Here is a 14700-nt window from a genome sequence, read left to right as displayed (position 1 = left end):
GAATTGTTTTTTGTAAAAATAGCAAAAATCTTATAGGTTGAAAGCGGATTTTAAATTTTAGAATTGCTTTTTCTGATTTGTATCTTTTCTTTTCTTTAATTTTACGATTTTAAAGCTGATTTTAATGAATTATACAAAAGAGCAAATTATAGCGTATTGCAATGAGTTTTCGAAAAACACATTAATGGAAACGCTAAAAATAGAATATATAGATGCCGGAGAAGATTTTTTAGTTGCCAAAATGCCCGTAAATCCTTCAGTTCATCAGCCAATGGGGCTTTTGCATGGAGGTGCTTCGGTAGCTCTGGCAGAAAGTGTAGGCAGTGCAGCATCACATTTTTTTATCAACGCAAAAGAACAGGAAGTACGTGGAATAGAAATTTCGGCAAATCACTTAAAAAGTATCCGTGAGGGAGTTGTTTTTGGTACAGCCCGCATTATTCATAAAGGAAGAAGTCTTCATCTTTGGGAAATTAAAATTACCGATGAAGCCGGAAACCTGATTTCGCTTTGTAAACTGACGAATATGGTTTTGGATAAAAAGAAAGCAGAATAGTAATGAATACGAATATTTTTTTTTCCAAAATAAAACATCATCACAATCAAAATTTACCTTTTGTACTTTATTTAAAACCCAATAGCTCAAATCTTATTGGGATTTTACAGCAAAATGATATTTTGTATAAAGTTTCGGATTATAGCGATAAAGGATTTGTTTTTGCTTCTTTTGATGAAAAACAACTGATTTTAATTCCGGAAAATGAATCGGAAATTATTAGTATTGATAAAGAAATAACGGCATTTGAATCGATTGAAGCTGATGATCTGAATTTGAATCATGAAGCGAAAAAACAATATCAGGATTTAGTTTCAAAAGGAATTGAAGCCATTAAAAATGATGAATTTAAAAAAGTAGTTTTATCCAGAAGTGAAACTGTAGAGGTAACTGAATTTGATTTTGTAGCAACGTTCCAGCATTTGGTTCAGTTATACCCGACTACTTTTTGCTATTGTTTTTTTCATCCGAAAATTGGATTCTGGATGGGAGCAACGCCCGAACAATTGCTAAAAGCGAACGGAAATATTTTTGAAACAACAGCTTTGGCCGGGACTCAAAAAGTAAATTCTGAAACTGAAATTCGTTGGGAGCAAAAAGAAAAAGAGGAACAACAATATGTAACTGATTTTATTATAAAGCGATTGAGGGAAGTTGCAAATTCAGTGATGGTTACAGAACCTTATAGTATTAAAGCGGGATCAATCTGGCATATTAAAACGGATATTTCCGGAGTTTTAAATAAAAAATCAACTTTAGAAGAAGTAATCGATACACTTCATCCAACTCCGGCAGTTTGTGGTTTGCCAAAGAAAAAAGCCAAAGCATTTATTTTGGAAAATGAAAATTATGACAGAACTTTTTATACAGGCTTTCTAGGAGAATTAAATAGCAGTTTTGCAGGAAATGATATAAGTTCTGATTTATTTGTAAATCTACGAAGCATGCAAATTCAGAAAAACAAAGCCGTTTTGTACATGGGCTGTGGAATTACAAAAGAAAGTATTCCAGAAAAGGAGTGGGAGGAAAGTGTCAACAAATCGATGACAATGAAAAGGGTTTTAAGAATAAAGAATAAAGAATAAAGAATAAAGAATAAAGAATAAAGAATAAAGAATAAAGAATTAAGAATTAAGAATTAAGAATTAAGAATTAAGAATGTTGTTAAAATCAATTGTGGTTTTCAAAATTGAGATTGAATTGATTTTTGAAATTCTCATTCTCATTGATTTTTGAACTTGCCATTGTCATTGATTTTTGCCATTGAATTTGATAAATTATGAAATTAGATATATTAGCCTTTGGTGCACATCCGGACGATGTAGAATTGGGTTGTGCCGGAACAATCTTAAAAGAAGTGTCGCTTGGTAAAAAAGTAGGTATTGTTGATTTGACACGTGGAGAATTAGGAACGCGTGGAACAGCAGAAACAAGAGATCAGGAAGCAAAAGATGCCGCAAAAATTTTAGGAGTGGTTGTACGTGAAAATTTAGCTATGCGTGATGCTTTTTTTGCTAATGATGAAAAACATCAATTAGAGGTTATAAAAATGATTCGTAAATATAAGCCTGAAATCGTTTTGTGTAATGCTATTGATGATCGCCACATTGATCACGGAAAAGGAAGTAAATTAGTTTCAGATGCTTGTTTTTTATCGGGCCTGGTAAAAATTGAAACTTTACTGGATGGAGAAAAACAGGAAGCCTGGAGACCTAAAGTAGTGTATCATTATATACAATGGAAAAATCTGGTACCTGATTTTGTTGTAGATATTACTGGTTTTGAAGAAAAGAAAATAGAGGCAATTCTGGCTTACAAAACGCAATTTTATGATCCAGATTCTAAAGAACCTGCTACGCCAATCACAAGCAAAAATTTTCTGGAAAGCCTAAATTACAGAGCACAGGACCTGGGAAGGCTGGTTGGTAAAGATTTTGCAGAAGGTTTTACTGTAGAAAGGTGTTTGGCTGTCAATAGCTTAGGAGATTTGATGTAAAAAAGATAGATTTTTTTTAATTTTTTCTTTGTAGAAGTAAACCTTTGTCATATATTTGCAACCGCTAAGCGAAAGCTTAAGTAAATGGTGGTTGTAGCTCAGTTGGTTAGAGTAGCGGTTTGTGGTGCCGCGGGTCGCCGGTTCGAACCCGGTCAGCCACCCAGAAATTTAAAGCCTTGAAGTAATTCAAGGCTTTTTTTGTGGAATAAATTTACAGATAGTTACTGATATTTCATTTTTAAGAAAACAATTCCTCTCTCAAAATATATTGAGATTAGTTTAAAGATGAAGCCAAAACAGTACTGCAAAAAAAAAGACTGTCATTTTTTAGACAGTCTCTCGTTTTTTATACTTTAACTAATAGTAAACATTCTTTTAATTCTGGTTTTTCGACGATGAAGTTTAATAACCATTCTTGCAATTGTTCCATTTCGTAAGGTAACAGTGTTTTGATAGCTTTTTCTAATTCTTTACAAAAAAGTACCGGGTCGAAACTTACTCTCTCGAGTATTGATTTCGTGTAATCAAACATCATTTTTGACATAATAAAATAAGATTTTGGGGGGTTATCTCTATTTTTGAACTCGAACCAAATTTAATCAAATATCACATATAAAATAGCTTTTTAACTTATTTTTTTTAAAATATTGGTAACGAATACGTTTTCTTAATATATATAAAGCAATATAGATTTGTTCTAAATAATGTTGTGTGAATTATTTTACAGCTCTGAACATTTCTCTTTTTCCAGGTGGGCCTGCTAATTTTTCAACGGTAAATCCAACTTCAATCATACTTCTTTTAACGACTCCTCTGGCGGCATAAGTTACTAAAATACCATTTGGTTTTAAGCTATTGTACATTTTCTGAAAAATTTCGGTACTCCAAAGCTCAGGTTGTACTCTGTATCCAAAGGCATCAAAGTAAATCAAATCAAAAATTTCAAAATCATCTATTTCATCAAAAAATTGTTTTCTTTTGGTTAACGAAAAATTAGAACTTATTTCAGTTGCCAAATCCCAATCGCATTCGTGCATTTTCTTGAAAATTTCGTCAAATTGATTCGCTTCAAGCTCAGATACATAATTCATAGATAAAACTTCGTCGGCATTGACAGGATAAGCTTCTACACCTGTATAATCAATGATTTGATTTTTTTGATTTGTTTCCAAAAAAGTTATAAAAGCATTTAATCCGGTTCCAAAACCAATTTCGAGAATATTCACGGGTTTATCTTCAAAAAGTGAAAGCCCATTTTTTATGAATACATGTTTTGCTTCCTGAATTGCGCCGTGTTTTGAATGATAACATTCATCCCATTCTTTTAAATGAATTGTAGTTGAGCCATCTAGCGTTTTTATAATTTCTCTTTCCATTAATTTTGAACTTTACAATGCGATTTAGATACTTTCTAATATTTAGAATAAGTCAAATTTAATCAAAACAAATGCGTAAAGCCTTAAAAAATCAAGGTTTTTTCATAAAATCCATATAAAAATCAGTTAAAATTTTAAGTTTATTGTAAGATAAATAAATCGCAGTTAAATGAGGTAATTAATGGGTTTTTGGCAAGTAATTTATATATTTTTACTTAATTTTGCATTCAATAAATTCTATTTTATATCAAATTATCACTTTAAGATTCTTCTTTTGTGATGAAAATTACGTAAAACTTACATTATTATGAGTACATCTCAAACAAGCAAAATTGAAATCAGAAAAGCCACTTCTTCTAAAATTAGTAGTGTAGACTTTGAAAACTTAAGCTTTGGTGCTGTATTTACAGACCATTTATTCGAATGTGATTTTAAAAATGGAGAGTGGCAAACACCGGTCATTAAGCCTTATGCTCCAATTTTAATGGATCCGTCTTCTAAAGTCTTTCATTATGGTCAGGCAATTTTTGAAGGAATGAAAGCTTACAAGGATGATAATAATGATGTTTGGTTGTTCAGACCGGATGAAAACTACAAGCGCTTTAATAACTCAGCAGTTCGTATGGCAATGCCGGAAGTCCCTGAATCAGTTTTTATGGATGGTTTGAATGAATTATTAAAAATTGATAAAGACTGGATTCAAAGAGGAAACGGAAGCAGTATGTATATCCGTCCGTTTATGATTGCTACAGGTCCCGGAGTTGTTGCAAATCCTTCAGATGAATATAAATTCATGATTTTACTTTCTCCTGCACAATCGTATTATGCTGGTGAGGTAAAAGTAATTATTGCAGAACATTACAGCAGAGCTGCCAATGGTGGAATAGGGGCTGCAAAAGCGGCTGGAAATTATGCTGCACAGTTTTACCCAACAAACCTGGCTAATAAAGAAGGTTTCCAGCAGGTAATCTGGACTGATGATGCAACGCACACAAAATTAGAAGAGGCGGGCACAATGAACGTTTTCTTTAGAATCAATGATACTTTATTGACAGCTCCAACTAGTGAAAGAATCTTAGATGGTATAACCAGAAAAAGTTTAATTGCCATGGCTGAAAAAGAAGGCCTGAATGTAGAAGTTCGTCCTGTTATTGTTTCAGAATTGGTAGAAGCTGCTAAAAACGGATCTTTAAAAGAAATTTTTGGAGCAGGAACAGCAGCCGTTGTAAGTGTTATCAAAGGATTTTCTTATCAGGATGTTTATTATGAAATGGCTGCAATTGAGAATTCATATGCTTCTCTGCTAAAAGAAAAACTAACAAATCTTCAAAACAAACTTGCTGAGGATACTTTTGGCTGGACAGTTAAAGTTCAATAATCAAAAGATTTATATAAGAACAAGCCCGATGACTTAACAGTTGTCGGGTTTTCTATTTTATATTTGTTTTTCAAACAATATTTAGATTATGCAGGATCTGGTTTTAAAAAATATAACCAAACACATTTCGCTTGACGAAAATGAAACAGTTTATTTTCTTTCGATCTTAAAAGAAAGGAAGTATCCAAAAAAAACTATTATTTTAAAAGAAGGAGATATTTGTAAAACAATAAATTTTGTGCAATCAGGAACTTTAAGAGCATTTTACAGAGATCAGCAAGGAAAAGAATCAACTATTATGTTTGCTGTTTCTGACTGGTGGATTACAGATATGGCTTGTTTTGTAAACCAACAACCTGCAATATTGAATATTGAAACAATTGAAGAGAGCCATATGTTACATTTACAAAAAGAGGATTTAGATGACTTGTATCTTAAAATTCCAAAATTTGAGCGGTTTTTCAGGATTATTATGCAAAATGCTTACATAAGAGAACAGTTAAGGGTTATTCAAAATCTTTCTCTCACGGCAGAGCAACGTTATTATATTTTTTTAGAAAAATATCCGCAAGTGGTAAAACAAGTTACACAAAAACAAATAGCATCATATTTGGGAATTACGCCTGAGTTTTTAAGTATGATTAAAGCAAATAAAAAGAAATAGTGTTTTCTTAAACTACATTATTTTTTTGCTGTAATATGTTCACGTGCTTTGTAAAAAAATATATAAAAATATGTTAATACTTATAGCTGGTCCTTATCGTGGAGGTACAAATGACGATCCCAAATTGATTCAACAAAATTTAGAAAAATTAGAAGCTGTAGCCCTTCCGTTATTCAGAATGGGGCATTTGCCTGTAATTGGCGAATGGTTAGCTTTGCCGCTGCTTCATTTAGCCGGATCTAAAGCAATTGGTGACAGCGTCTGGGACGAAATTCAATATCCCGTTGCTCATAGGCTTCTTGAAAAATGCGATGCAGTTCTTCGTCTTGAAGGAGAGTCAAAAGGAGCAGATAACGATGTAAGAATTGCTAAAGAAAAAGGATTGAAGATTTATTATCGTCTGGAGGATGTTCCTGAAGTATAATAATTAGATTTAAAATTAGAAAATCCCTAGTAAGTTTTAAAAACGTATTAGGGATTAATATTTAAAGTAATTTTGAAAAGTCTGGTTTAAAATAATTGGGACCTTTCATAACTTTTCCGTCTTCGCGATAAATAGGTTTTCCGTCCTGGCCTAATTTACTCATATTGCTACGCTGAATTTCATCAAAAATGGCTTCAATTTTGTCTTGTAAGCCATGTTCGATAATTGTTCCGCATAATATATACATTATATCTCCAAGGGCATCAGCGATTTCAATTAAATCGTTATTTTGTACCGCCTCAAGATATTCTTCATTTTCTTCTTTCATTAAATTATAGCGAAGGTGTTTTTTTGTTTCGCCTAAATCTGCAATGGGAGTTTCACTATGACCTATTTTAAAAGCAGTGTGGAATTCTTTTACAGCATCTATTTGTTTTTTCATTTTTTTATTGATTAAATGGACTGCCAAATTAGCAACTATTCGTATACAATTCTCTAAATTTGTCAAAAATAATTTCAATTATGTTTAGTCAGGGACAATTAATATTCGCAGTCTGTTTTTTTATCACATTTGTTATCGTAATGATTTTCGCTTACCGAAAAGATCTTGCTTTACACAAGATATTTTATAAGGGAAATTATAAAGTATTAATTGGTTTTCTGCTTTTTATTCTGATTCTGTTTTTAATCAAATTCTTTTTTAAGAGATAAATTTGAAAACTATTTCTATATTTAAAAACCTGAAGTATACTTTAAATATTTTAAAATCGTTTTGTTATATGTGTTTTTGAAGAAAATATAATTAAGAAAACTGTTTTTATTTTTTGTAATTCGTAACACTATTAATAAATTTATAACTTTACGACACCAAACAACCTACACATGAAAATCCTAAAATATCTGTTTCTTTTACTGTTATTAAGTTTTGTTGCTTTAAGTGTTTTTGTGGCTACTCAAAAAGGCATTTTTAGTGTTGAGCGAAGCAAAGTTATTAATTCGCCAAGAGCAACTGTATATAATTATGTAAATGATTTTAGAAATTTTGAAGATTTTGAATCTTGGGCAATTGAAGATCCAACAATAAAAATGTCTTTTCCGGGAAAGACAACAGGAAATGGAGCTTTATTTTCATGGGAAGGCAGTGAAGCACAAGGTAGCGGTATAACACTACAGGCTAAAGACGGAGAAAGTATTCATCAAAAAATAAATTTTGACGGGACAGATGCTGATGTTTATTGGATTTTTAAAGACACTCTTAATGGTAAAACAAAAGTTACCTGGAAAGCTAAAGGAGAAATGAGCTTTCTTTTTAAAATTTATACAGTTTTGAATGGTGGTTCTGATAAAGTAATAGGAACAATGTATGAAAAAACCCTTGTCAATATTGATAAGAATCTGGATTACGAAACTAAAACGTATGCTATAAAAGTAAATGGCGTTGTTGAAAAAACAGAGAGTTTTTATATTAAGCAGACTTTTACAAGTGAGATTCAAAAAGTAAATAAAAATGCCAGAATTGTTATTCCGAAACTGATAGAGTTTAGTAAAACCAATAATTTATATACAAACGGAAAGCCTTTTATTATTTATCATACTTATGATACAAATACCAATTTGGCAAAAATTTCGATTTGTTTGCCAATAAACAAAGAAATTTTCACAAGTGCAGGAAGTGATATCTTATCTGGTAAATTGAACAGTTTTGTGGCTGTGAAAACTACTTTAAAAGGAGATTACTCTCATATAAATGAAGCTATTGCCAAAACAACAGCTTTTATTAATAAGGAAAAAATAACTCCTGATTTAAGCTGGTCACATCTTGAAATCTTAACGGCAGGGAAATTGGATGTTAAAAGTTCATCAAGATTAGTAACAGAAATTTACTATCCAGTTATTCCTAAGGTGATTCCGGTAGCTGTACCTTCGGTATACAAACCTGCTGCTTCTGAACCCGTTGCTAAAAAACCTGCCGAAACGCCTCCTGCTAAAACAACTCCGGAAGAAGAATCTGAATTTTAAAAAAAAATAAAAGGAGAGATTAAACCTTTTGTGATAAATTCATTCAAACAAGATAAATAAAAAAAAACTTGACAGAAGAGAAGGAATTTATAGTACAATTATTAAATCCTAAAACGCAGAATATTGCGTTTCAGAAACTCTTGTCAGAATATCAAAAACCGTTGTATTCTCATATTCGGAATATTGTTTTGAATCATGATGATGCCGATGATGTTTTGCAGAATACCTTTGTAAAAGTATTTCAGTATCTGAAAAATTTTAAGGGCGAAAGCAAACTTTTTTCCTGGATGTATCGAATAGCAACCAATGAAGCCTTGACTTTTTTGAGTCAGAAAGCAAAATTGAATGGTTTAACATCCGAAGCTTTACAGAATAAAACCATAGATAATTTAAAGGCCGATAGTTATTTTGATGGGGATGAGATTCAGATAAAGCTTCAAAAAGCCATTGTTACATTACCTGAAAAACAACAATTGGTTTTTAAAATGAAGTATTTCGAAGAATTGAAATATGAAGAAATCTCCGAAATCCTGGGCACTTCAGTAGGAGCATTGAAAGCCTCATATCATCATGCGGTAAAAAAAATTGAGTTATATGTTACATCAAATTAAACCTTTTGTTATAAAACTTGTCTTATAAGTATTATGAAAGTATTTAAATTAGAAAACGAACCGAAGATTAAAACTGGATTTAAAACTCCGGATCATTATTTTGATGATCTTTCGGCAAAAGTTTTACAGCAAATTAGTGAAACAGAAGTAAAGGTAATACCAATTTACAAACGTAAAAAGGTTGTTACAATGGCTGCTGCTGCAGTAGTATTTATTGCATTGATGATTCCGATAGTAAATAATTATAAATCATCTAAAGAACTTGATGAAGCTACTTTAGAAACATATTTGTCTTATCAGTCCAATTTGAATCAATATGATTTGATTCGGGAATTGGACACAAAAGATATTGAAGCTATAAATAAAAATATTGTCCTCGAGCAGGAAACTCTTGAAGATGTTTTGTCTTCAAATCCAAATATTGAGAATTTAATTTCAGAATAAAAATAAAAAACAATAAAGATGAAAATCAAAAATATACTTCCCATATTGCTGTTTTTAGTTAGTTTTTCATTTTATGCGCAAAGTGATAAAATAGATGAAAAGCGTGAAAAAATTAAAGCTTTTAAGGTGTCCTTTTTGACTACAGAGTTGGAGCTGACCTCTAATGAAGCTGAAAAATTCTGGCCAATTTATAACGATTTTGATGATAAACAATATGAATTGCGTCATGAAAAAATGAAAACCTATTTGAGAAAGCTGAATGATGATACAGTTAATTCGCTTTCAGAAAAAGAAGCTGCTTCATTGTTGTCCCAAATAGAAAGTACAGATAAAGAATTATATTTTTTAAGAGAAAAATATATGAGTAACCTTCGCAAAGTGCTTTCGGCTAAAAAAATATTGAAATTAAAAAAATCAGAAGATGACTTTAATCGAAAATTATTAAAGCAATATAAAGAAAAAGCAGGTAAGAACTAATGTTTAAAAAGTAAATACCGACTGCCGTCACAAATGCCACAAAGGGCGACAAATACCAAAGGAACAACAGCGATAAGACCCCTATATAATAATACTTACTTTATTATTTAGGGGTTTTATTATGTTATTTATTTAAAGCGAAGTCTAATGACTTTATTATGTCCAGCCGCAATTGCTGTATTTCTATTGATAAAACGAATTGTAAAAAGCTTTGAATCAGTAGATAATTGCGTCCAGTTTTCACCTCCATTTTGAGAATATTGAATCCCCTCAGATCCAACGCAGATAATTTCTTTGCCGTTACCTCCAGGAACATACTGCACACATGATGCGTATCCAAAACCCATACCCTGACCTATTAGTTCCCAGGTTTTTCCACCATCTGTTGTAAAAGCTTTATTATTAGTTTTTTGGTCTGGAAGTTCGTAATCACCTCCGGCAATAAATCCATGTTTAGAATCGTAAAAATCTGCTGTAAAAATACCTGTCATTGTTTTTCCCTGAACAATAGGGGTTTCAATAACTTTCCAGGTTTTGCCTTTATCCGGAGAATAAAAAACCCGGGATTTTTTTCCTCCCGAAACCAGCCAGGTATCATCTCCTTTTATAACAATGTTCGAATTGCTGGCGGCAAAGGCAGATTCGCCTTTGGCATTTGTAGGTAATTTATCTGATAATAATTTTGTCCATGTCTCTCCTCCATCACGGGTTATTATGATAGAAAAAGTATCTTCTGTAGGATCTCCAATTGCAATTCCTTCCTTATCGTTCCAAAATTGCATACAATCATAAAAAACTCTTTCATTAATTTCTTTGTAAACTAATTTTGTTTTTTGTGTCTTTTTTGAAACTGAATAAAGTAATGCTGGATTTCCAACACTTAATAAAAAAATATCTTTTGAAGTTTGAGCTATGCTTCTGAATTCTAATTTTAAAGTGTCCCGGTAAATATGCTCTTCAAATTTTTCTTTTTTATCTAAATCGTAGTATCCAAAACGGGAATTATCAGCGCCATACCAAACTTTATTTTTATCAATTAAAATGGCTCTAATGCTAATTTTGTCTTCAAATAAAGTATCTGTTTGCATAGAAGTAAAACCGCCATACACAGTTGTTTTGTCGCTATTATTCAGTGTTTTAAAAGATATGAATAAAATAAAAACACCGCAAAATAATATTACTTTTTTCATATAGGTTAAGATTTAGTTGTTGCTAAAATACAATTATTTATAACATGTGAAATATATTTTGTTTTTTTTGTGGCACAGTAATTGGATACTCCAGAATATTAATCTTAATATGATTTGCCATGAAAGCGAAAATACTTTTTTTAGCGTTAGTAACTATAGGTTTAAGTTCTTCTGCTGTACAAAGCCAAACAAATGTTTATGCAAAAAACTCAGATATCAGTGATAATTTAGATTTAAGAGCTGTTGCTTCTATTTTTGGAGACTCAGACAATCTTCAGGATTTCGAAAGAAGATTAAATGATCCAAAATACCAAATTTCAAATCTTGACTTGAATGATGATGATGAGGTTGATTATTTACGTGTTATTGAATCTGTTGAAGACAGAACTCACGTTGTTATCATTCAAGCTGTTCTTGATCGTGATGTTTATCAGGATATTGCAACTATAGATGTTGAGCGAGATAACTATAACAAAATAAGTGTTCAGATTGTAGGGAATAATTATTTATATGGAGACAACTATATTTATGAGCCTGTTTATAATGTAGCTCCGGTTATATATTCATCATTCTGGGTTACGAACTACAGACCTTATTACTCTACGTGGACCTGGAATTTTTTCCCAACATATTATGTGGCATGGAGACCTTACCCAATTTACAGATATAGAAACAATATCAATATTTGTATCAATGTGAATAATCGTTATAATTATGTGAATCACAGAAGAAGTTACAGAGCTCCTGTAATATATGAAACCAGACGTTGCTATGGTTATGAAAGACGCCATCCTAATTATAGTTTTTCGCAAAGACATGCAAATGTGGGTAACAGATATGAGTTAGATCGTAGACGTGTTGGAAGCAGAGAATTAAACAGAAATCAAAGCGTTTACAGTAACAACAGATCAAACTCAGCCAGAGTATCTAATACGGAATATAGAACTCCAAACAGAAATTATGCTGAAAATAGAAATGCATCATCTGATAGAAGTTATAATTCAAACCGAGGTGGTGCTTCAGATAGAAATAACGCATCTAAAGGAAATAGTCCGGTTAGGGTTGAAGATAATTCCAGAACAGAATCAAGAGGGTATTCTAATGAAAACAGAACCAACACTTCCAGAGGAAATTCTGAGAATAGGATGAATGAAAACAGATCAGTCTCATCAACTCCAAGAACAGAATCTTCCAGAGGGAATTATGAGAACAGAATGACTAACAGAACCGCTTCGTCGTCTCCAAGAGCTGAATCGCAAAGAACGGCTTCTGATAGCAGATCTGCAAGACCACAAGCATCCCAACGTTCAGAGGCTTCACGAGGAAATCAGGAAGCTAGAGGAGGGGGGCAGTCACAAAGACAAAATAATTCAGAATCAAGAGGTGGGGGAAGAAGAGGTTAATCACAAAAGAAGGTTTTTGAACAAAAAGAGGCACAATCGTTAGATTGTGTTTTTTTTTGTTCTTTTTTCTTATAAATAGCGTTAGTTTGTTTTAAAACAGTAAATTTGCAACCGTCTTTTATAAAACATACATGAGCGCATCGCATAAAAACTTACACAGTAAGTTGTCTATTGGGGGTTTATTGATCACATTAGGAATTATTTATGGAGATATTGGTACTTCTCCTTTATATGTAATGAAAGCCATACTTGGTGAACATACAATTGATGCTGATATTGTTTTAGGAGGTATTTCCTGTGTTTTCTGGACATTAACTCTTCAAACTACAATTAAGTATGTCCTTATAACCTTAAGTGCAGACAATCATGGTGAAGGAGGAATTTTTGCTTTGTATGCCCTGGTCAAGAAAACAAAAATTCAATGGCTTATAGTTCCTGCAATTATTGGAGGTAGCGCCTTGCTTGCCGATGGTATTATAACACCTCCTATTTCGGTTTCCTCAGCAGTAGAAGGAATAAAAACTTACTATCCTGAAATAAATACGATTCCGATTGTTATTGGAATTCTTTTTGTTTTGTTCACCATTCAGCAGTTTGGTACTAAGCTGGTTGGTAAATTTTTTGCACCAATGATGCTAATTTGGTTTGCTATGTTGGGGACTTTAGGAGTAATTCAGATTTTGGATCATCCGGAGGTCATCAAAGCTATTAATCCTTATTATGCTTACCATTTATTATCGATACATCCCGATGGTTTTTTTGTATTGGGGTTTGTATTTTTATGTACCACAGGAGCAGAAGCATTGTATTCTGACATGGGGCATTGCGGAAGAAAAAATATTAGAATTAGCTGGGTTTTTGTAAAACTAACTTTAGTATTAAACTATTTTGGTCAGGCTGCTTATTTAATTCATCATGAGGGACAAACATTGCAGGTATTAGGAGGTGAAAACGGTAATCCGTTTTACTTAATCATGCCGGATTGGTTTCAGCCTGTCGGTATCGTAATAGCAACTTTGGCTGCGGTTATTGCATCTCAGGCACTTATAAGTGGTTCGTTTACTTTGATAAATGAAGCCATGAGATTGAATTTCTGGCCAAAAGTACGAATCAAATATCCTACCGAAGTAAAAGGGCAATTGTATATTCCGTCAATTAACTGGCTGTTATTTTTTGGGTGTGTGGGAATCGTTTTACACTTCGAAAAATCCAGTAATATGGAGCATGCTTATGGTTTGGCAATTGTACTCTGCATGATTATGACTACGATTTTACTGAATTATTATTTGATTATGAAAAGAGTAAAACTATATTTTATGGTTCCTCTAATCACAATTTACCTAATAATTGAAGGATGTTTTTTACTGGCTAATATTACCAAATTTGCCGAAGGCGGTTATGTAACGTTGATTATTGCAATTTTATTGATTTCGGTAATGACAGTATGGTATATGGCTAAAAAAATTAATAAAAGCTATACTAAAATTGTCAAAATTGATGATTACAAGAAAGTCTTAATGGAATTGAGCGAAGATTTATCCATTCCAAAATATGCTACCCATTTGGTTTACATGACAAATGCTAATCGTGTTGATGAATTAGAGCAAAAAGTGATGTATTCCATTCTTCAAAAGCGTCCAAAAAGAGCTGATATTTATTGGTTTGTCCATGTGAATATTTTAACTGAGCCTTATAAAACACAATATAAGGTAACAGAAATTGCCAAAGATGATATTTACAGAATTGATTTCAATTTAGGATTCAGAGAACCAACCAAAATTAATTTAATGTTTAGAGAAGTTATTCGTGATATGGTAAAAAATGGAGAAGTTGATATTACCAGCCGTTACGAATCATTGAACAAAAATAATATTGTTGGAGATTTCAAATTTGTATTGTCTGAGAAATTCTTGTCGAATGACTCCGATTTATTATGGCATGAGAAAATAATCATGAACTCCTATTTCTTAATTAAAAAATTGAGTTTATCTGAAGAAAGTGCTTTTGGTTTAGACAGTAGTTCTGTAAAAATAGAAAAATTTCCAATGGTGCTTCATGCTCCGGAGAATATTGGTTTGACAAGGATTATAAAATAAATCATTTTTCAAAATACATTCAAAAACACTCTTTTATGCTTTATCAGAGTGTTTTTTCTTTTTAAT

The 14700-nt window shown here is 32.0% G+C and carries 17 protein-coding genes and 1 tRNA gene; 14 read left to right on the top strand and 4 right to left on the bottom strand.

Annotated elements, in window-relative coordinates:
• The first annotated feature begins 124 nt into the window (after positions 1-124).
• The 4 genes from JE46_RS20640 (at position 125) to JE46_RS20625 (ending at position 2713) form a co-directional block, all read left to right on the top strand.
• Complete coding sequence (locus tag JE46_RS20640; RefSeq protein ID WP_031457185.1) at positions 125-556, top strand: PaaI family thioesterase; 432 nt, start codon at positions 125-127, stop codon at positions 554-556.
• A 2-nt stretch (positions 557-558) separates the two neighbouring features.
• A complete protein-coding gene (locus JE46_RS20635; protein ID WP_031457184.1) occupies positions 559-1641 on the top strand; it encodes a chorismate-binding protein in 1083 nt (360 codons plus the stop codon).
• 194 nt (positions 1642-1835) lie between these two features.
• Positions 1836-2552: a bacillithiol biosynthesis deacetylase BshB1 gene (bshB1, locus tag JE46_RS20630; RefSeq protein WP_031457183.1), complete on the top strand. Its 717-nt coding sequence runs from the start codon at positions 1836-1838 to the stop codon at positions 2550-2552.
• Between the two features lie 87 nt (positions 2553-2639).
• Positions 2640-2713 (top strand) — tRNA-His (locus JE46_RS20625).
• Positions 2714-2898: 185 nt separating this feature from the next.
• Here the strand turns inward: JE46_RS20625 and JE46_RS20620 are convergent.
• Together JE46_RS20620 and mnmD are read right to left on the bottom strand one after the other, a co-directional pair.
• Positions 2899-3096 carry a hypothetical protein gene (locus JE46_RS20620; protein WP_031457182.1) on the bottom strand — a complete coding sequence of 66 codons (198 nt, stop codon included), beginning with the start codon at positions 3094-3096 and terminating at the stop codon, positions 2899-2901.
• Positions 3097-3268: 172 nt separating this feature from the next.
• On the bottom strand, positions 3269-3928 hold the full coding sequence (gene mnmD, locus JE46_RS20615) for a tRNA (5-methylaminomethyl-2-thiouridine)(34)-methyltransferase MnmD (RefSeq protein WP_031457181.1): 660 nt from the start codon (positions 3926-3928) through the stop codon (positions 3269-3271).
• Between the two features lie 307 nt (positions 3929-4235).
• Between mnmD and JE46_RS20610 the strand changes: the two genes are divergently transcribed.
• From JE46_RS20610 to JE46_RS20600, 3 genes are all read left to right on the top strand, one after another.
• Complete coding sequence (locus JE46_RS20610; protein ID WP_031457180.1) at positions 4236-5306, top strand: branched-chain amino acid aminotransferase; 1071 nt, start codon at positions 4236-4238, stop codon at positions 5304-5306.
• Between the two features lie 88 nt (positions 5307-5394).
• Complete coding sequence (locus tag JE46_RS20605) at positions 5395-5970, top strand: Crp/Fnr family transcriptional regulator (protein ID WP_031457179.1); 576 nt, start codon at positions 5395-5397, stop codon at positions 5968-5970.
• 70 nt (positions 5971-6040) lie between these two features.
• Positions 6041-6394, top strand: coding sequence for a DUF4406 domain-containing protein (locus JE46_RS20600; RefSeq protein ID WP_031457178.1), 354 nt, complete (start codon positions 6041-6043; stop codon positions 6392-6394).
• A 61-nt stretch (positions 6395-6455) separates the two neighbouring features.
• On the opposite strand, the gene JE46_RS20595 is transcribed toward JE46_RS20600, so the two are convergent.
• Positions 6456-6836, bottom strand: a complete 381-nt coding sequence (locus tag JE46_RS20595) for a pyrophosphohydrolase domain-containing protein (protein WP_031457177.1) — start codon at positions 6834-6836, stop codon at positions 6456-6458.
• A gap of 80 nt (positions 6837-6916) precedes the next feature.
• On the opposite strand from JE46_RS20595, the gene JE46_RS24570 reads away from it, so the two are divergent.
• From JE46_RS24570 to JE46_RS20575, 5 genes are all read left to right on the top strand, one after another.
• Positions 6917-7105, top strand: a complete 189-nt coding sequence (locus JE46_RS24570) for a hypothetical protein (protein ID WP_031457176.1) — start codon at positions 6917-6919, stop codon at positions 7103-7105.
• 171 nt (positions 7106-7276) lie between these two features.
• Positions 7277-8413, top strand: a complete 1137-nt coding sequence (locus JE46_RS20590) for an SRPBCC family protein (protein WP_031457175.1) — start codon at positions 7277-7279, stop codon at positions 8411-8413.
• A 68-nt stretch (positions 8414-8481) separates the two neighbouring features.
• On the top strand, positions 8482-9024 hold the full coding sequence (locus JE46_RS20585) for an RNA polymerase sigma factor (protein WP_031457174.1): 543 nt from the start codon (positions 8482-8484) through the stop codon (positions 9022-9024).
• Positions 9025-9057: 33 nt separating this feature from the next.
• Complete coding sequence (locus JE46_RS20580) at positions 9058-9468, top strand: hypothetical protein (RefSeq protein ID WP_031457173.1); 411 nt, start codon at positions 9058-9060, stop codon at positions 9466-9468.
• Positions 9469-9486: 18 nt separating this feature from the next.
• The gene (locus JE46_RS20575; protein ID WP_031457172.1) at positions 9487-9945 is read left to right on the top strand and encodes a hypothetical protein; all 459 of its coding nucleotides are present in this window, start codon (positions 9487-9489) and stop codon (positions 9943-9945) included.
• Positions 9946-10073: 128 nt separating this feature from the next.
• Here the strand turns inward: JE46_RS20575 and JE46_RS20570 are convergent, their stop codons facing one another.
• Positions 10074-11135 carry a beta propeller repeat protein gene (locus tag JE46_RS20570; protein WP_031457171.1) on the bottom strand — a complete coding sequence of 354 codons (1062 nt, stop codon included), beginning with the start codon at positions 11133-11135 and terminating at the stop codon, positions 10074-10076.
• Between the two features lie 119 nt (positions 11136-11254).
• On the opposite strand from JE46_RS20570, the gene JE46_RS20565 reads away from it, so the two are divergent.
• Positions 11255-12538 carry a hypothetical protein gene (locus JE46_RS20565; protein WP_031457170.1) on the top strand — a complete coding sequence of 428 codons (1284 nt, stop codon included), beginning with the start codon at positions 11255-11257 and terminating at the stop codon, positions 12536-12538.
• A 131-nt stretch (positions 12539-12669) separates the two neighbouring features.
• Complete coding sequence (locus tag JE46_RS20560) at positions 12670-14634, top strand: KUP/HAK/KT family potassium transporter (RefSeq protein WP_031457169.1); 1965 nt, start codon at positions 12670-12672, stop codon at positions 14632-14634.
• Positions 14635-14700 lie beyond the last annotated feature (66 nt).

It is taken from the genome of Flavobacterium chungangense LMG 26729 (genome assembly GCF_000735715.2).
GTDB classification, from domain to species: Bacteria; Bacteroidota; Bacteroidia; order Flavobacteriales; family Flavobacteriaceae; genus Flavobacterium; species Flavobacterium chungangense.
Note: the sequence above shows the minus strand (reverse complement) of the source record. Positions and strands in the feature narration are given on the sequence as shown.